Annotated in this window: 10 protein-coding genes; 6 read left to right on the plus strand and 4 right to left on the minus strand. The window is 60.1% G+C overall.

From position 1 onward, the window contains the following. Positions 1 to 34 precede the first annotated feature (34 nt). From puuD to BJP61_RS12885, 4 genes are all read left to right on the plus strand, one after another. Positions 35 to 802, plus strand: a complete 768-nt coding sequence (puuD, locus tag BJP61_RS12870) for a gamma-glutamyl-gamma-aminobutyrate hydrolase (protein WP_171998499.1) — start codon at positions 35 to 37, stop codon at positions 800 to 802. A gap of 24 nt (positions 803 to 826) precedes the next feature. Beyond that, positions 827 to 1,384, plus strand: coding sequence for an HTH-type transcriptional regulator PuuR (gene puuR / locus BJP61_RS12875; protein ID WP_171998500.1), 558 nt, complete (start codon positions 827 to 829; stop codon positions 1,382 to 1,384). A gap of 165 nt (positions 1,385 to 1,549) precedes the next feature. After that, complete coding sequence (puuC, locus tag BJP61_RS12880; RefSeq protein WP_171998501.1) at positions 1,550 to 3,049, plus strand: aldehyde dehydrogenase PuuC; 1,500 nt, start codon at positions 1,550 to 1,552, stop codon at positions 3,047 to 3,049. Next, positions 3,042 to 4,322 carry an FAD-binding oxidoreductase gene (locus BJP61_RS12885; protein WP_038861156.1) on the plus strand — a complete coding sequence of 427 codons (1,281 nt, stop codon included), beginning with the start codon at positions 3,042 to 3,044 and terminating at the stop codon, positions 4,320 to 4,322. The genes puuC and BJP61_RS12885 overlap by 8 nt, the downstream gene beginning before the upstream one ends. Before the next feature lie 628 nt (positions 4,323 to 4,950). On the opposite strand, the gene BJP61_RS12890 is transcribed toward BJP61_RS12885, so the two are convergent. Next, positions 4,951 to 12,945, minus strand: a complete 7,995-nt coding sequence (locus BJP61_RS12890) for an AIDA repeat-containing protein (RefSeq protein WP_171998502.1) — start codon at positions 12,943 to 12,945, stop codon at positions 4,951 to 4,953. A gap of 31 nt (positions 12,946 to 12,976) precedes the next feature. Continuing rightward, the gene (locus BJP61_RS12895; RefSeq protein ID WP_038863300.1) at positions 12,977 to 14,239 is read right to left on the minus strand and encodes an autotransporter strand-loop-strand O-heptosyltransferase; all 1,263 of its coding nucleotides are present in this window, start codon (positions 14,237 to 14,239) and stop codon (positions 12,977 to 12,979) included. Positions 14,240 to 15,244: 1,005 nt separating this feature from the next. Here BJP61_RS12895 and pykF point away from each other — a divergent pair. Further along, positions 15,245 to 16,657: a pyruvate kinase PykF gene (gene pykF, locus BJP61_RS12900; protein ID WP_038863303.1), complete on the plus strand. Its 1,413-nt coding sequence runs from the start codon at positions 15,245 to 15,247 to the stop codon at positions 16,655 to 16,657. A gap of 311 nt (positions 16,658 to 16,968) precedes the next feature. Beyond that, entirely contained in the window at positions 16,969 to 17,205 is a 237-nt protein-coding gene (lpp, locus tag BJP61_RS12905) for a murein lipoprotein Lpp (RefSeq protein WP_002443218.1), read from the plus strand. 161 nt (positions 17,206 to 17,366) lie between these two features. On the opposite strand, the gene BJP61_RS12910 is transcribed toward lpp, so the two are convergent. Together BJP61_RS12910 and sufE are read right to left on the minus strand one after the other, a co-directional pair. Further along, a complete protein-coding gene (locus BJP61_RS12910; protein ID WP_171998503.1) occupies positions 17,367 to 18,389 on the minus strand; it encodes a L,D-transpeptidase family protein in 1,023 nt (340 codons plus the stop codon). Positions 18,390 to 18,484: 95 nt separating this feature from the next. Beyond that, the gene (gene sufE / locus BJP61_RS12915; RefSeq protein WP_171998504.1) at positions 18,485 to 18,901 is read right to left on the minus strand and encodes a cysteine desulfuration protein SufE; all 417 of its coding nucleotides are present in this window, start codon (positions 18,899 to 18,901) and stop codon (positions 18,485 to 18,487) included. Positions 18,902 to 18,909: the final 8 nt, after the last annotated feature.

Raw genomic sequence — 18,909 nt, forward strand, 5'->3', positions numbered from 1 at the left:
TTGTACATAATTTAGTCCAGCGCGAGAGGAAAGTATGGGCATTATATTTAACAGGCCGTTGATTGGCGTAGTGATGTGCAGAAACAGTATTAAGGGGCACCCGAGTCAGACGTTGCAAGAGAAGTACATTAACGCCGTGCTTAACGCCGGCGGCTTGCCGGTGCCCCTGCCTCATATCGTCGCTGAGCCTGTTCTTCTCGATCAGCTGCTGGCCGAAATCGACGGGATAGTGCTCCCCGGCAGCCCCAGCAATGTCCAGCCGCACCTGTATGGTGAAAACGGCGATGAGCCTGCCGCCGACCCCGGGCGGGACACTCTGAGCATCGCGCTGATAGAGCGCGCGCTGGAAAGGCGCATCCCCCTTTTCGCCATCTGTCGCGGGCTTCAGGAACTGGTTGTCGCGACAGGAGGGACGCTGTATCGTCGGCTGTTCGATCAACCGGAGCTGCTGGAGCACCGGGAAGATCCCGAGCTTCCGCTGGAGCAGCAATACGCCCCATCCCACGAAGTGCAGGTCGTGCCGGGCGGACTTATCAGCAAACTGATACCGGGCTGCAATACGTTTTGGGTAAATTCACTGCATGGTCAGGGCGCCCGCACGCTGGGCGCGCAGCTGCGCGTCGAGGCGCGCTCGCCGGATGGCCTGGTGGAAGCCGCAAGCGTCGTCGAACATCCGTTTGCACTTGGGGTGCAGTGGCACCCGGAATGGAACAGCAGCGAATACGCACTCTCGCGGCTGTTGTTTGAGGGTTTTATTACCGCCTGTCGGGGGTATCGGGAAGAAAAGCCCCGACCCGCCTGACGTTACTATAAAGGAAGAAAATCTATGAGCGATGTCACCCTGGCGCCGGGGAAGCGTTTAGCGCAGATCCGCCAGCAACTGGGTTTGTCGCAGCGCCGCGTCGCTGAGCTTTCCGGGCTAACGCATAGCGCTATCAGCACCATTGAACAGGACAAAGTCAGTCCGGCCATCAGCACCCTGCAAAAGCTGCTGAAGGTTTACGGGCTTTCGCTGTCGGAATTTTTCGCCGAACCAGAAAAACCGGACGAACCCCAGGTCGTCATCAATCAGGACGATTTGATTGAGATTGGCAGTCAGGGCGTTTCGATGAAGCTGATTCATAACGGGAACCCCCATCGCACGCTGGCGATGCTTTTTGAAACCTACCAGCCCGGCACCACGACCGGGGAGAGGATCAAACATCAGGGTGAAGAGATTGGCACCCTGCTGGAAGGGGAAATCGTGCTGACCGTCAACGGCCAGACGTTCCTCCTGACCGCAGGCCAGAGCTATGCCATCAACACCGGCATACCTCACAGCTTCAGCAATACCTCGGCCGGGATCTGCCGCATTATCAGCGCGCATACGCCCACCACCTTCTGACAACCGTTCAGCGCGTTCGGTTAGCAGAAGACGCCGGGCGCGCCTGACACGGGCCGCATCTGACCTGAGCTTCACGGGCGATTCGCCTGCGGGCTTGTGCGTCGCAAATTTGGGCGAAACGCCCCGTTCATTACGCGCTAACCCTTTGTTATCACTGGAGAGGCTATGGAATTTCATCATTTACGTTACTGGCAGGAGAACGCAGAGCGTCTGTCCATCGAAGGCCGGTTGTTTTATCAGGGCGCGTATCGCCCGGCGGCCAGCGGCGACACATTCACGGTCTTTAACCCGGCGACCGGTCAGGCGCTGGCGAACGTGGCGCGCGGCGCGCAAACCGATGTCGATAACGCGGTCGCCAGCGCTCGCGCAGTGTTTGAGCGCGGCGACTGGTCGCAGGCGTCGCCCGGCACCCGTAAAGCGGTGCTGCTGCGCCTGGCGAGCCTGATGGAGCAGCATCACGAGGAGCTGGCGCTGCTGGAGTCGCTCGACACTGGCAAACCGATTCGCCATAGCCTGCGTGATGATATTCCGGGTGCCGCCCGCGCCCTGCGCTGGTACGCCGAAGCGGTCGATAAATGCTATGGCGAGGTAGCCCCAACCGGCCCGGAGGCGCTGGCGATGATCGTGCGTGAGCCTGTCGGGGTTGTGGCGGCGGTGGTGCCGTGGAATTTCCCGCTGCTGCTCGCCTGCTGGAAGCTTGGTCCGGCACTCGCCGCCGGAAACAGCGTGGTGCTAAAGCCCTCGGAGAAATCGCCGCTGACCGCGCTGCGTCTCGCCGGGCTCGCTCAGGAGGCGGGGCTGCCGGACGGCGTGCTGAATGTGATCCCCGGCTTCGGCCATGAGGCAGGCCAGGCGCTCTCCCTCCACCCGGATGTGGACGTGATGACCTTTACCGGCTCGACCCGCACCGGAAAACAGCTGCTGAAAGACGCGGGGGATTCCAACATGAAGCGCGTCTGGCTCGAAGCGGGCGGCAAGAGCGCCAATATCGTTTTCGCCGACTGTCCGGACCTCGACCAGGCCGCCGCCGCAACCGCTGCCGGGATCTTCTATAACCAGGGCCAGGTCTGTATCGCGGGCACCCGTCTGCTGGTGGAGGCGTCGGTTAAAGACGCGTTTCTGGCGCGGCTTAAAGCCCATGCCCAAAGCTATACGCCCGGCGATCCGCTCGACCCTGACACCGTCATGGGCACGCTGATTGACGACGAACACGCCGCCTGCGTGCGCCGTTATATCGAGCTTGGGCAGGAACAGGGCGCGACGCTGTGGCTCGATGGCCGCACCCAGCCGCATAGCGCGAGCGTCGGCCCGACGATTTTTACCAACGTCGATGGCCAGATGCGCATCGCCCGTGAAGAGATCTTCGGCCCGGTACTGGCGGTAACGACATTCACCCGCGAGCAGGAGGCGCTGCGGCTCGCCAACGACAGCGACTACGGGTTGGGCGCGGCGGTCTGGACGCGGTCGCTCTCCCGCGCGCACCGCATGGCGCGCCGCCTGAAAGCCGGCTCGGTGTTTATCAACAACTACAACGACGGCGATATGACCGTACCGTTCGGCGGCTATAAGCAGAGCGGCAACGGGCGCGACAAGTCGCTGCACGCGCTGGAAAAATTCACTGAACTGAAAACCATCTGGATGAGCCTGGAGCAGAACCATGACTGAACATGTAAACAGCTACTATGCCGCAAGCGCTAACCCACACGCGCCCTTCCCGACGCTGACGGAGTCAGTGCAGTGCGATGTCTGTATTATCGGCGGCGGCTATACCGGGCTTTCTTCAGCGCTGCATCTGGTGGAGCAAGGCTATGACGTGGTACTGCTGGAATCGGCGCGCATCGGCTACGGCGCGAGCGGGCGCAACGGCGGCCAGGTGGTGAACTCCTACAGCCGCGATATCGACGTTATCGAAGCGCGCTACGGCACCGACACCGCGCGGATGCTCGGCAGCATGATGTTTGAAGGCGGCGAGATCATCCGCGAGCGCATTGCGCGTTACGATATCCAGTGTGACTATCGCCCCGGCGGGCTGTTTGTGGCGCTTAACCGCAAGCAGTATCTGGGCCTGATGGAGCAGAAGGCGAACTGGGAGCGCTACGGCAATAACGGCCTGGAACTGCTGGACGCCGATGCGGTACGTGGCGAGATCGCAAGCCAGCGTTACACCGGCGCGCTGCTCGACCGCAACGGCGGCCATATTCATCCGCTGAATCTGGCGCTGGGCGAAGCCGAGGCGATTCGCCAGCAGGGCGGGAAAATTTTCGAGCAGTCGGCGGCGGTAAGCATCACCCACGGTCAGCCTGCCGTGGTGAAAACCGACAAAGGCCAGGTAACGGCGCGCTATGTGATTGTGGCGGGCAACGCCTATCTTGGCACCCGGCTGGAGCCGGCGCTCGCGCGGCGCAGTATGCCGTGCGGCACCCAGGTGGTGACGACCGAGCCGCTGGCCCCCGAGGTGGCCGCGTCGCTGCTGCCGAATAATTATTGCGTCGAGGACTGCAATTATCTGCTCGACTATTACCGCCTCACCGCCGACAACCGTCTGCTTTACGGCGGCGGCGTGGTCTACGGCGCGCGCGACCCGGATGATATCGACCGGCTGATTATGCCGAAGCTGCTGAAGACCTTCCCACAGTTGAAAGGCGTGAAAATCGATTACCGCTGGACCGGGAATTTCCTGCTGACGCTGTCACGCATGCCGCAGTTCGGACGGCTTGAGAACAACATTTATTATATGCAGGGCGACAGCGGCCACGGGGTGACCTGTACCCATCTTGCCGGGAAGCTCATCTCCGAGGCGCTGCGCGGCGACGCCGAGCGGTTCGACGCGTTCGCCACCCTCCCCCATTACCCGTTCCCCGGCGGGCGCTCGTTCCAGATCCCGTTTACCGCGATGGGTGCCGCGTATTACAGCCTGCGGGATCGGCTGGGCGTGTGAGTGTCATGGTGGGTGCGCTTCGCTTACCCACCCTACATCAAACGTGAGGCCCAATATCGTAGGGCGGGTAAGCGCAGCGCACCCGCCGTTTGAGATATGGGACGCTAAGGCGATGGTTTTGCTCCGGCTTAAAAAATCGGCCGCGCCGTTTCGCCGCAGGCCGGGACGCACCGGAAGGACAAAAATGCCGGGAGCATTTTTGAACAACGCGAAGCGTTGGCCCCGAAGGGGCGAGGCTCAGGGATGAGCCGAGTAAGCGGTGCGAGGGCATGACAATACAGGGACGTATTGTCATGCCCGACCCGTGGCCGGAGGGAATAAGGCGCGGCTTCCCCGCAGGGGCGATTTTCTGCCGGGAGCCGGGATTGCAAAGGGGGCGGCGGCGAGCCCCCTTTGCACGTTCGCGTGAGGAAGACGCACACATAAACGCGGCGTTATGGCGAACGGAACGTATTCCCCAACCTGATATATTTCTCTTCCCCGGTATTTTCCCAAAACGCAAATGGTGGGTGCGCTGCGCTTACCCACCCTACCATTCCCCGCTATCGCACCCCGCCATCTCCCCCACCCTTTATTACACGCAAAAAAAAGCCGCCCCGTGTGGGGCGGCTGTTCTCATTGCCTGTTATCAGAAGCTGACTTTCAGCGTCACCTGACCGCCGTAGCCGCCGGTACCGGCGTCATCGATGGTTTTGGTGTAACCGGCGCGAACGCCAAGCGTCACGTTGTCGCGGATCTGGCCGTCAATGCCCACATCCAGCGCGGCGGCGGTGCCGTCCTGATCCGGATTGAAGGACACTTCACTGCCTGCCACACCCGGCGCGCTCACGTTCACATCGCCTTTGGAGTCGAACGTCTGAATAAAGGACGGACGGACCCACCAGCTAACCGGCGGCGGGTTGCCTGTCGTCTTCAGCGTCGCGTTGTTGCCAAAGCGCAGACCGGCACGCACCTGCTGGCTGTGACCGTCGCCGAACTGCACGTCGGCGGCATCGTCATCGCCATCTTTCAGGTTCACGCCGCGGTACTGGTATTGCACCTGCGGTTCAAGCACCAGGCCGCTGCCGATATCAAACGGCAGACCCGTTTCGAAGGAGCCGACATAGCCCCAGCCGTGGGTTTTCAGGCCGTCGCCGTCACGCGGGTCGGTGTCAAAGTTATGACGCGTACCCTGCGCCACCACGTCAACCCACCAGCCGCTTTCATGTACGCCGTTCACATACAGACCGGCGCTGTAAGCGTCATCACGCACCGTACCCGCTTTCGATTTCTCGCTGCGCTGTACGTCTACGGCTGAGAGGCCCGCCGCACCGTAGATGCCCACGCCCCATTCCATGGAGGATGCTGTCGCTCTCCACAGGTCGCTACCGATCTGCAGGAAGGTGTAGCCGCCTTTGCTTTCCGGCGTGTTGCCGTTACGCAGGTCAGACGCGCCGTGATCGTGGCTCAGCTGACCGGCCTGGAAGCGAGCCCACAGGTTGCTGCCATCCTCCGTCGGAGTACGCGCGGCATAACGACGGCTGTCGAGTGAACCGAGCAGCGCGCTGTCGTAGTCCATCGCCTGCGCATAGAGCGAGCTGTAGAGGTACATGGCCGAACGGTAGTTCTGCGGGCCATTCTCGTCGCCGTTGCCGGCTGCCGTGGTCAGATACCAGCTTTCGCTGCCAGCGCCCTGACGCAGGCTGTAGTTATACGCCCCCGCCTGCAGATTACCCGCAAGGCTGAACGCGTCATCGGTGGTGGTCGCGCCGTTGATAGCGTTTACCACCTGGATACCGTCGCCGGTTGTGCGCGCGCCCAGACCGCCCTGATTACGAATGGCGATGCGGGTGTTGCCGGTGGCGGTGCCGCCGTCGAGGATCAGGCTGTCGGTGGTGGCCGTCCCGCCCTGGAACAGGGTGTTCAGGGTGATGGTGCCGCCGTTGCCCGTCAGATTAGTGACCGTCAGGGTTTTCGGTACAAACGCGCCGGTCGGCGCCTGGTAATCGACAGAACCGCCCAGCGTCAGGTTATTGAGCAGGGAGTCATCCGTCATCAGCCAGGTCGAGCCTGCGTCAACGGTCAGGTCGGTCGGGTCAATCATACCGGTCAGGGTGGTGCCGTTGGTCAACTGCAACGATGTGCCGAGCTGCGCGATGATATCCGTGACCGCCTCCAGGCCACTGAATACCAGGGTGCCGCTTTGCAGCCAGGTGCCGCCGGTCTGGTTAAGTACGCCGCTTACGGTCAGCGTGCCGTCGCCTTCTTTATACAGGCTACCGGTGCCGCTGATGTTGGCCGCGATGGTGTTGTCGCTCTCATCGGTGGTTACGCTCAGTTTGCCGGTGTTGGTCACGTTGCCGGAAATGGTCGAACCGTCGTTCAGCGCGGTGGTGCCGGTCAGAATACCGCCATCCGCCACGCTGAGCTTACCGCCGTTCTGCACCACGGTGTTGTTGGCGATGCCGTCCGCCGCCACGGTGAGCAGACCGCCGCTTTCCAGCAGCAGGTTGTTTGCGAGCTTATTGGCGATAGAGAACTGACCCAGCGCGTTCGTGCCGTCAACCGTGGTGTCGGTGCCGGCGATAATGCCCGCGCCGCTGTTCAGGTCGATATTGGTCGCCTCGGCCTCATCCGCCACGGCCAGCATACCGCCCTGGTGAATGATGGTCTGGTCGGCCACGCCGCCTTTACGGATATACTGCACGCCGCCTTTGGTCACCGTGGTCGCGATAGCGGTGCCGCCGAGCGTCACGCTCTGGCTGCCATTTTCGCTGACGGTTGACGAGGCCACCGTACCGCCCTGGTTCACCACCTGATCGCCGACCACGGTGTTGTCGATAACAATCGCGCCGTCATTGACGTTCTGCACCCCGCCCGCCTGGATGATGGTCGAGATAACCGTACCGCCGCTGTTGACGTTTTGCGTACCGCCCAGATTGATGTTCGTGCTGGTCGCCGTACCGCCAGTCAGGACGTTCTGCACACCGCCGTTAGCGATATTGGTGTTGAACGTCTGGCCGCCGTTATAGATGTTCTGCACGCTGCGCTCATAAAGGCTGGTGTTTTTCGCCACGCCGCCCTCATAAACGTTCTGTACCGCGTTGGCCGCGAGTTCGGAGCCGTCAGCGGTACCGCGCACGTTCTGCACCGACTCGTTGATAAGCACCGTGCTTTCTGCCGTCGCGCCCGCGCCGATGTTCTGCACGGCGGCGGTATCCATAATGGTGCTCACCGCACGCCCGCCGCTCAGCAGATTCTGCTCAGCGCCGCGGTTGCGCGTGCCGTACACTACCGCGCCGTTATAGACCGTCTGTTTCGCATCGTCATTCAGCCAGGTGGAGTTGACGTTCGCGCCCTGGTAAACACGCTGCTCACCATTGTCATAGATTTCGGTGCCGGTCGTGGTGCCGTAAACATCCTGAACGCCGTTATCATTGATCATGGTGACGTCAGCCGTGGCGCCCTGATTCACGCGCTGGTAGCCGCCGTTTTGCAAAATGGTGACGACAGAACGACCGCTCAGGATCTGCTTGCCTTCAACGATAGTGAAGTCCGTGACGCCGCCCGCGCTGATATTCTGCAGGCCGCCAAACGCCACCGTGCCGTTGGTGTCATAACCGCCGGAGGCGATATTCTGCACGCCGCCGTTCAGCACCGCGTTTTCGAACGATTTACCGCCGCTCTCCACGTTCTGGATGCCGCCGCTGTTAACGGTGGTTTTCACCGCGCTGCCGCCCGCGTTGATGTTCTGCACGCCGCCTTCCAGACGCGTTCCCTGGGCGTAGCCGCCGCTGCCGATGTTCTGGCTGCCGCCGAGCAGGCGCGTATCCAGCGCTTTCGCCCCGCTGTTGACGTGCTGTTCGCCGCCGTTCATGACGGTTGCGATAGCCAGCGACGCGTTGCTCAGGTGCTGGGTGCCGCCTGCGTTAATCACGGTGCCCGCCGCGCGACCGTACGGGTCGACAATCTGCTGGCCGCCGGTGTTGATGACCGCGTCAAAGGACTGGCCATCGACGCGCTGTACGCCGCCGTTATTGACCAGCGTGCCTTTCGCCTGGCCGCTTGCCGCGATGAGCTGTACGCCGCCTTCGCTGATGCTGGTGCCGGACGCGGTGCCTTCCACCAGTTGCGTACCGCCGCCAAACACGGTGCCGTCAGACGCCGCGCCGCCGAGTTTCACATGCTGTACGCCACCGCTGTGCACGATAGAGCCTGCCGCCAGACCGCCAACGTTAACGATTTGCAGACCGCCGTCGTTGATGACCGCCGAAATCGCCGAGCCGTCAACGGACTGGGTGCCGCCGCTGTTGATCTGCGCGTCAATCGCTTTACCGGTTTCCTGCACAAGCTGGGTGCCGCGGTCGCCGATGCTGGTGCCGGAGGCCGTACCTGCCACGACCTGCGTGCCGCCGGCGAAGATTTTCGCAGTGGACGACGCGCCGCCTTTATTGATGTGTTGCAGACCGCCGTTGGTGACGACAGAGCCGCGCGCCAGACCGCCGTTATTGACAATCTGCGTACCGCCGTCTTTCACGATAGCGGACGTCACGGTGCCGTCGACGCTCTGGACGCCGCCGCGGTTAACGTGGGTGTCGTTCGCCGTACCGGTTTTGGTGACGAGTTGCAAACCGCCATCGCTGATGCTGGTGCCGGACGCCATGCCCGCGACCACCTGCACGCCGCCGCCGAAAATAACGCCGTCAGAGGAGGCGCCGCCGAGGTTGATATGCTGCAGACCGCCGCTGTTAACGGTGGTGGCGCGCGCCAGGCCGCCGCTGTTCACCAGCTGGATACCGTCGTCATTCACGACCGTAGAGGTCGCCGTACCGTCGACATTCTGCAAGCCGCCCGCGTTAACCAGCGAACCAAAGGCCAGGCCACCGGTTTTCACATGCTGAATGGCGTCATCGCCAATCACCGTTCTGCCCGCCGTACCGGAAACGGACTGAATGCCGCCGATCAGAATGGAGTCAGAAGCCGCGCCGCCGAATTTCACATCCTGGACGCCGCCGTCACGCACGACCGTTTTGTTCGCGTGGCCGCCGTTCTGCACCAGCTGGACGCCACCGTCGTTGATGGTGGCGAAGTTCGCCGTGCCGTCAACATTCTGTAAGCCGCCGCTGTTCACCGAGGCGCTGACAGACAGACCGGTCGCTTCGATATGCTGCTCCGCGCCGGAATCGATCTGGGTGTTGGAGGCGGTGCCCGCCAGTTGCTGCACGCCGCCGTAAAGATGCGCGTCGGCCGATGCGCCGCCGAGCGCCACGTGTTGCAGGCCGCCGCTGTTAACCTGGGTGTCTTTCGCAAGCCCCCCGCTGTTCACCAGTTGCGTACCGCCATCTTTCACGACGGCGGAAATCGCCGTGCCGTCGACGGCCTGAGTGCCGCGGTTGTTGATCTGGGTGCCGATAGCTTTACCGGTGACCTGCACCTGCTGCGAGCCGCCGTCGTTAACGCTGGTGCCGGACGCGGTGCCGGACACCTGCTGGATGCCGCCGCCGAAAATCACGCTTTCTGAAGCCGCGCCGCCTTCAGCGACATATTGCAGACCGCCGCTGTGAATAGCGGTGTTATCCGCAAGGCCGCCACGGTTAACCAGCTGGATGCCTTTGTCGTTGATGGTGGTGGTTTTTGCCGTGCCGTCAACGCGCTGCAGGCCGCCTGCGTTAATCAGCGTTCCGGAGGCGTTCGCGCCGACCTGAACATGCTGCACGCCGCCCTCGCCGATAATGGTATCGCCCGCCGTGCCCGCCAGCTCCTGGGTACCGCCCAGCAGTTGAGAGCCGGAAGCCGCGCCGCCCAGCTTCACATCCTGGACGCCGCCGCTGCGCACGATAGTGCTGTTAGCGTGGCCGCCGGTCTGCACCAGCTGTGTGCCGCCGTCGTTGATGGTCGCGTAGTTCGCGGTGCCGTCAACATTCTGTAAGCCGCCGCTGTTGACCGTGGCGCTGACAGACAGGCCGGTCGCTTCGATATGCTGCTCCGCGCCGGAATCGATCTGGGTGTTGGAGGCGGTGCCCGCCAGCTGCTGCACGCCGCCGTAAAGATGCGCGTCGGCCGATGCGCCGCCGAGCGCCACGTGTTGCAGACCGCCGCTGTTAACCTGGGTGTCTTTCGCGAGCCCCCCGCTGTTCACCATCTGGGTGCCGCCGTCTTTCACGACGGCGGAAATCGCCGTGCCGTCGACAGACTGAGTGCCGCGGTAGTTGATCTGGGTGCCGATGGCTTTACCCGTGGCCTGCACCTGCTGTGAGCCGCCGTCATTGATGCTGGTGCCGGACGCGGTGCCGGACACCTGCTGGATGCCGCCGCCGAAAACGACGCCTTCAGATGCCGCGCCGCCCTGAGCAATGTATTGCAGGCCGCCGCTGTGGATAGCGGTGTTATCCGCAAGGCCGCCGCTGTTAACCAGCTGGATGCCTTTGTCGTTGATGGTGGTGTTTTTCGCGGTGCCGTCAACATTCTGCAGGCCGCCTGCGTTAATCAGCGAACCGGACGCGGAACCGCCCACTTTTACGTGCTGCACGCCGCCATCGCCGATCACCGTTTCGCCTGCATTGCCGGCGAGCTGCTGCGTACCGCCAAGCAGAATGGAGCCGGACGCCGAGCCGCCGAACGCCACATCCTGGATGCCGCCGTCACGCACGACCGTGCTGTTGACGTGGCCGCCAGTCTGCACCAGCTGGACGCCGCCGTCGTTGATGGTCGCGTAGTTCGCCGTACCGTCAACATTCTGTAAGCCGCCGCTGTTGACCGTGGCGCTGACAGACAGGCCAGTCGCTTCGATATGCTGCTCCGCGCCCGCGTCAATCTGGGTGTTAGAGGCCGTGCCCGCCAGCTGCTGGGTGCCGCCGAAAAGGTGCGCGTCGGCCGATGCGCCGCCGAGCGCCACGTGTTGCAGACCGCCGCTGTTAACCTGGGTGTCTTTCGCCAGACCGCCTTTGTTCACCTGCTGAACGCCGCCGTCTTTCACGACTGCCGCGATCGCGGTGCCATCAACCGCCTGGGTGCCGCCGCTGCCAATCTGCGTACCGGTCGCGTTTCCGCTGACCTGTACCTGCTGAGAGCCGCCAGCGTTAACGCTGGTGCCGGACGCGGTGCCGGACACCTGCTGGATGCCGCCGCCGAAAATCACGCTGTCGGACGCTGAGCCGCCTTCTGCTACATATTGCAGGCCACCGTCGTTGATAGCGGTGCTGTTCGCTTTGCCGCCGCGGTTAACCAGCTGAATGCCTTTGTCGTTGATGGTGGTGGTTTTTGCCGTGCCATCGACGCGCTGCAGGCCGCCTGCGTTAATCAGCGAGCCGGAAGCGTTCGCGCCGACCTGAACATGCTGTACGCCGCCGTCGCCGATCACGGTATCGCCCGCCGTGCCCGCCAGCTCCTGCGTGCCGCCAAGCAGAATGGAGCCGGACGCCGAGCCGCCGAGTTTCACATCCTGCACGCCGTCTTTACGCACCACGGTGCTGTTGGCGTGGCCGCCTGTCTGGATAAGCTGGGTGCCGCCCGCTTTCACGGTGGCGAAATTCGCGGTGCCGTCGACATTCTGTAAGCCGCCGCTGTTGACCGTGGCGCTGACCGATTTACCGGTCGCTTCGATATGCTGCTGCGCGCCTGCGTCAATCTGGGTGTTGGAGGCCGTGCCCGCCAGTTGCTGGGTGCCGCCGAAGAGATGGGCATCTGCCGACGCGCCGCCGAGCGCCACGTGTTGCAGACCGCCGCTATTGACCTGGGTGTTTTTCGCAAGGCCGCCGCTGTTGACCATCTGGGTGCCGCCGTCTTTGACGATGGCGGAGATCGCCGTGCCGTCAACGGCCTGGGTGCCGCGGTAGTTGATTTGCGTATCGCGGGCCTGGCCCGTGACCTGCACCTGCTGGGTGCCGCCGTCGTTAATGCTGGTGCCGGACGCCGTGCCGGACACCTGCTGAATGCCGCCGCCGAAGATAACGCCGTCGGACGATGAACCGCCCGCGCTGATGTACTGGATGCCGCCGTTATTGACGGTGGTGTCGCGGGCGAAACCGCCGCGCTCAACGATCTGATGGCCGCCGTCGTTGACCACGGCGGAAATGGCCGTGCCGTCAACGGACTGGGTGCCGCCGTTGTTGATAAGTGTGGTGGTCGCGGTGCCGCTCGCCAGCACATGTTGCTCGCCGCCGTTGCCGACGACGGTATGTACCGCCGAACCGCCGACACCCTGCACGCCGCCGTTGAGAATAACGGTGCGCTGCGCCTGGCCATCCTGCTCAACCACTTGCAGGCCGTCGTTGATAGTCGTGCCGGTCGCCACGCCCTGCTGGCGGACTATCTGCACGCCGCCGTCGTTCAGCGTGGTTTTCTGCGCCAGGCCGCCTGCAACAATCTGGTTGCCCAGCGTGCCGATAATATGATTGGTGGTAGTCCCGCCGACCAGAACCTGCTGAGTGCCGTTTTGCACCCGCTCATCCTGCACCGACGAGGTGACATCGGGCGTGAATGCGAACGCCCCGCCGCTGGCGAGCGAACTCCCTACCGCCGCCGTCAACAACACCGCACCGCTGGCGCGCTTGCCCTTCGCTCGCGTGAGCTCAGAGACCACGATAAACGCGCGCTGGACTTCGCTCCACACCAGCCGGTAACTGCAGTTAAGACTTTTCTTCATGTTAATGTCCTCGAAACCCGCTCACAAACCGTCACGCGGCATGTTGATTTGGGTTAGCCAATGCTGTTGTTTTGATGTCGAATGGGTTGCTTTTCAGGGAGATAAGCCGCCGTAAGTGGCCTATCACCTGTTTACCCGTGATAAAACGCGTGCACTCGTACTGCCGGTCCGTGCCTTTGTGGCGCGGACACCAGAAATAGTCCTGATGATCAAAATTCAGGCGCACGTCATCCCAGCAGCCATTGCAGACGTGGGTGTTGATGACGCGCCAGGGGGTATAAAACTCGCTGCCGGGCAGGCTGAAGCCGCTAATCAGCACCACCGGGATGCGGCAGCCCCAGGCAAGCCAGGAGAGACCGCTGCCGAGGCCGATAAAAAATTCTGCATGCTCAAGCAGCGCCACGCGGTCGCGCAGCGGCAGATTGCCGGTGAAATCTTCCGCGCCGTGCGGGATTTTGTTCCAGACGTAGCCGCGTCCGACGACGCGCTCTTTGTCGATACACAGGACGCGATAGCCCTGCGCTTTGAGAAATTCGATAACCTCATGCCAGCCGGTGCCGTTATTCCAGAATTTGGCCTGGCTTGTGGATTGCGTGGCGATGCAGACGTAGGGTTCGGCTATCTGGCGCGGGGCGTTCAGGCGCAGATCGGGGACGATTTCACTCGGGTCGACGCCGAGAATATGCCCGGCGGTGCGGTGCAGGCCGACGGTGCGAAAATCAAACGGCTGTTTGTCGAGATCGCCCTGAAAGAAAAGCCCGACGCGCCAGGTGGCGTAAGGCAGCTCATGATGAGTGCGCTCGCTTGCCCAGCGGTCCGGCGCGTAAAACTGCAGTTGCGGGTAGACTGGCGCGAAAAGATCGATAATCGGCTGCGCCATGGTGCATTCCACCTGGCAGCCGAAGGTCTGGCGAAAGCGCTCTGCGTAAGGCACCCATCCGACCAGGTCGCCCAGCGTGCCGGTCGGAAAGGAGATTAATACGGGTTTGTCACGCATATCCAGCGCGTGATCGAGCAGCGGCTCGCTGTGCCCTTTCTTCCAGACTTGCAGGCGAAAAGGCACATAATACTTTTTGGTGCTAATCACCCAGCCTTCCGCGATGTCGCTCGCGAAAAGTATATTTCCTGTTTCGTTGTCGCTTATTTCAACGCGCCAGTCGCCTGCGGGTAAAAGCAGCCGCGCGCCGTCGTTGAAATCGTACAAAATGCCTTCCGGCCCCTGCTGTGTGGGTTTTTCCGGGGGTAAAATAAAGGCGTAGCCATTACTGGCAGATGAAGTCACCGTCATCGCCATACCTACCTTAATTATCAGTATCAGGGTTATGCTGCTATTAAATAATTAACCCGACGCGTTTCAGACACGCGTCAACACTCGAACAAGCGATGTCCGAGGCAGTTATTTATCCGACATATTGCCCATCCATTGAGCCGTCAAAATGATGGTTTTAGTGTAGCTACATCGTTACTTATTGCAAATTTTTACCAAATATAAATTTACTTTAAAATCAGCAACTTGGACAAATGTCACTGTAAGTGACTTTTCACTAAAGCTAAACTTTACAAGCATTTAGCTCTCCTATAGAGACAGCACTTTAGGATTATCCTCACCTTGCAATACGCAGATCAGGCTATTTCGGGGCGGGAAGAATATATTCTGGCGCCACAAGCCAGACGCTGAAAACATACTCTTTGTTAATTTTCAATAGGAAAAGCGGCAGGCTTTCCGTCACGCTTCAGACAAATATTAGTAGGGATTTTCTGATATCCAATTTTATTAGCGAATAAAAATTAAACGCTGCGGAGTTAATTTCGCCGATAAATAACGCTATTCCCGGACTCACAAATACACTTTAATTGATATTCCGAAACGTTTTGGCCGGGTGAATATAATCTGGACGATTGCCTGGATTATTGCGACACGCTTCACAAGTAACCTGTACAATAAAAGCGGAGTGATAACGTTTTGTCATGCTTCCTTAACGGATAAGCAACAGAAACGAAGCGGTGAGCGCTTTTCCATTATGAAACAGCGTTTTTAATTCCTTTCTGCGCGGACGGAAGCTATAATGCGGCCATTCTAACTTGAATGGTTTCAGCACATTGGATATCGCCTTTACCGTCGAACAATCGCTCTCCCGCCATCTGGCTGAACCACAAGCACACTTTCTCCTGCACGCTTTTTGATGTCACCTATCCTTAGGCTGTGGCATCACAACTTTCGCAACACAAGTTTACCCGACCGGCAGAGTACGCCGCAGGGCATGATTTCCATATCCTTCAACTAAAGATTAAGACTGTCATGAAAAAGACGAAAATTGTTTGCACCATCGGCCCGAAAACCGAATCCGAAGAAATGCTGACCAAAATGCTCGACGCGGGCATGAACGTGATGCGCCTTAACTTCTCCCACGGCGACTACGAAGAACACGGTCAGCGCATCAAAAACCTGCGCAACGTTCTGGCGAAAACCGGCAAGCAAGCCGCTATCCTGCTGGACACGAAAGGCCCGGAAATCCGCACCATCAAACTGGAAGGCGGCAACGACGTCTCTCTGAAAGCGGGCCAGACCTTTACCTTCACTACCGACAAATCTGTCGTCGGTAACAGCGAAACCGTAGCAGTGACCTATGAAGGCTTCACCAAAGATCTGTCTGTCGGCAACACCGTGCTGGTGGACGACGGCCTGATCGGCATGGAAGTCACCGCCATCGAAGGCAACAAAGTCATCTGTAAAGTGCTGAACAACGGCGATCTGGGCGAGAACAAAGGCGTTAACCTGCCGGGCGTCTCTATCGCACTGCCGGCGCTGGCGGAAAAAGACAAGAAAGACCTCATCTTTGGCTGCGAGCAGGGCGTCGACTTTGTGGCGGCTTCCTTTATTCGTAAACGTTCCGACGTAGAAGAAATTCGCCAGCACCTGAAGGCGCACGGCGGCGAACATATCCAGATCATCTCCAAAATCGAAAACCAGGAAGGCCTGAACAACTTCGACGAAATCCTCGAAGCGTCTGATGGCATCATGGTTGCGCGTGGCGACCTGGGTGTAGAAATCCCGGTAGAAGAAGTTATTTTCGCGCAGAAGATGATGATCGAAAAATGCATCCGCGCGCGCAAAGTGGTTATCACCGCGACCCAGATGCTGGACTCCATGATTAAAAACCCGCGTCCGACCCGTGCGGAAGCCGGCGACGTGGCGAACGCCATTCTGGACGGCACCGACGCCGTGATGCTCTCTGGCGAATCCGCTAAGGGCAAATACCCGCTGGAAGCCGTTACTATTATGGCGACCATCTGCGAGCGTACCGACCGCGTGATGACCAGCCGTCTGGAGTTCAACAACGACAGCCGTAAACTGCGCATCACCGAGGCCGTATGCCGCGGCGCGGTAGAAACTGCCGAGAAACTGGAAGCGCCGCTGATTGTCGTCGCGACCGAAGGCGGTAAATCTGCCAAGTCCGTGCGTAAATACTTCCCGGACGCCACTATCCTCGCGCTGACCACCAATGAACTGACCGCGCGTCAGCTGGTACTGAGCAAAGGCGTTGTGCCGCAGCTGGTGAAAGAGATCTCCTCTACGGACGATTTCTATCGTCTGGGCAAAGAAGCGGCGCTGGAAAGCGGTCTTGCGAAAAAGGGCGATGTGGTCGTCATGGTTTCCGGCGCGCTGGTGCCGAGCGGAACGACCAACACCGCTTCTGTACACGTCCTGTAATAATATCCATCTTTTTTAAGGTCGATTAAAAAGGCGCCGAAAGGCGCCTTTTAATTTGGCTTAAATAGACGCTGTGAATAAAAAAGCAAATCGGATTTCACTATTTAACGCTGTTTTTTTCTAAGATGAATCCGATGAAAGTCTGCTGTTTTCCTTCATTTTTTTTAATGATCCGCGAAATGTCGATGCTTCTTTGAGCGAACGATCAAAATTAAGCGTATTCCCATCAAAAAAATATTCTCAACCTAAAAAACTTTGTGTAATACTTGTAACGCTACATGGAGATTAACTCAATCTAGAGGGTATTAATAATGAATCGTACTAAACTGGTACTGGGCGCGGTAATCCTGGGTTCTACTCTGCTGGCTGGTTGCTCCAGCAACGCTAAAATCGATCAGCTGTCTTCTGACGTTCAGACTCTGAACGCTAAAGTTGACCAGCTGAGCAACGACGTGAACGCAATGCGTTCCGACGTTCAGGCTGCTAAAGACGACGCAGCTCGCGCTAACCAGCGTCTGGACAACATGGCTACTAAATACCGTAAGTAATAGTACCGTGTGAAAGAAAAATGGCGCACATTGTGCGCCATTTTTTTTGCCTTTTCTCCGCCCCGCCTTCCCGCTTTCACCGCCTTCCCCGTTCGTTTCACTGATTACTGGTTTGCAGAACGATTTACTTCGCCCTCTCGTCTGCGCATCCTGCCTGATTTTTACTGCACCGTAACGTGTACCGCAGCCGCTGAGAGCGGCGCGCTCGCAGGCGGCGCAACCGTCGTCCTGACGCTCTGAAGCGTCGTTACCGGCGCTGACAGCGCGTCCGGCGCGCTTACCGTCACCGGATAGCCCGCACGGCGCGTCAGCGCATTATCAACTGCCTGCGCGTCAGTGCCCGCGTCATCAATAAACTGCCCGAAAGCGGCAGTAATGGCGACTGGCATGGTTTGTGGGTTATCCGCATCGCTGCGCGAGAGCGGCTGATGCACTTCCACATAACGCTTACCGTCTGGCTCGCTGGAATATTTCACCGGCTCGTTGATTATCTGCACGCGCGTGCCCCAGGCCACCTGATTAAACAGCGCTTTGATATCCGCCGCGCGCATGCGGATACAGCCGGAGCTGGCCCGCAGACCGATACTGCTACGGGCATTGGTGCCATGTATAAGATATTCGCCCCCGCCCTGCTGTAAACGCAGCGCAAAGCGCCCCAGCGGGTTATTCGCCCCGGCGGGCACCACGGCAGGCAGCGTCACGCCCTGCGCCTGCGAGCGGGCGCGCATGGCGGCCGTCGGCGTCCAGGTCGGATTGGGGATTTTCTGGATAATGCGCGTCGACATCACCGGCGTTTCACGCCCGTTCAGGCCGATGCCGATGGGATACACTTCTACGCGGTTTTCGCCGGGCGGATAGTAATAGAGCCGCAACTCGGCCAGATTGACAATGATGCCTTCGCGCGGCGTGTCCGGCAGCAGCATCTGCGTCGGGATAGTCAGCTCGCTCCCCGGCATCGGCAGAAACGGATCGACCGTGTTATTGGCCTCCAGCAGCAACAGCACGCCGGTCTGAAATTCTTCCGCGACTTTCTCCAGGTTTTTACTCACGGCGGGCACGACATAGGTCTGGTTCTGGCCAATGAGGCGACTGCCGGGCGGCGGCAGTGGATAATCGACGGCACAGGCCTGCATTGCGCCCATCATCAGCAGCGCGAACATCGGGAAGGAGCAGTTGCGTTTCATAAGCACGACCTGTTTTCACCGGCAGGAGCCGGAATGCTGAACATCCGCGCAGCCCGCAAGGGCCGCGCGTGACAGGGAAAAGCCGTGCTTAAAGATTAGCTCAGGTCGGCGGCTTTCGCGCGAATGGCGCGGATCATCGCCTCTAAGCCCTGCGAGCGGGACGGGGTGAGATGCTGCGTCAGCGACATCTCTTCAAACCAGGGGCGTACGTCGAAATTCAAGATGTCCTGCGCGGTCATCTGCTGATAGAGCGCGAACACCACGGCGATAAGCCCTTTGACGATAGCCGCGTCGCTGTCGCCGCGCATCTCAATCACGCCGTCTTCGCGCGGTGCCATGACGATCCAGACCTGGCTCTGGCAGCCCTGAATACGGTATTGCGGCGCGCGCTCCGCATCATTGAGCGGGGCCAGCCGCTGGCCGAGCTCGATGATATAGAGGTATTTTTCTTCCCAGTTGGCGCAGCGGTTAAAGTTACGCAGCAGTTTCTCTTTTTCCGGCAAACCAGCCATTGACGCTC

Source organism: Cronobacter sp. JZ38, from assembly GCF_008932145.1.
GTDB lineage: Bacteria > Pseudomonadota > Gammaproteobacteria > Enterobacterales > Enterobacteriaceae > Cronobacter > Cronobacter muytjensii.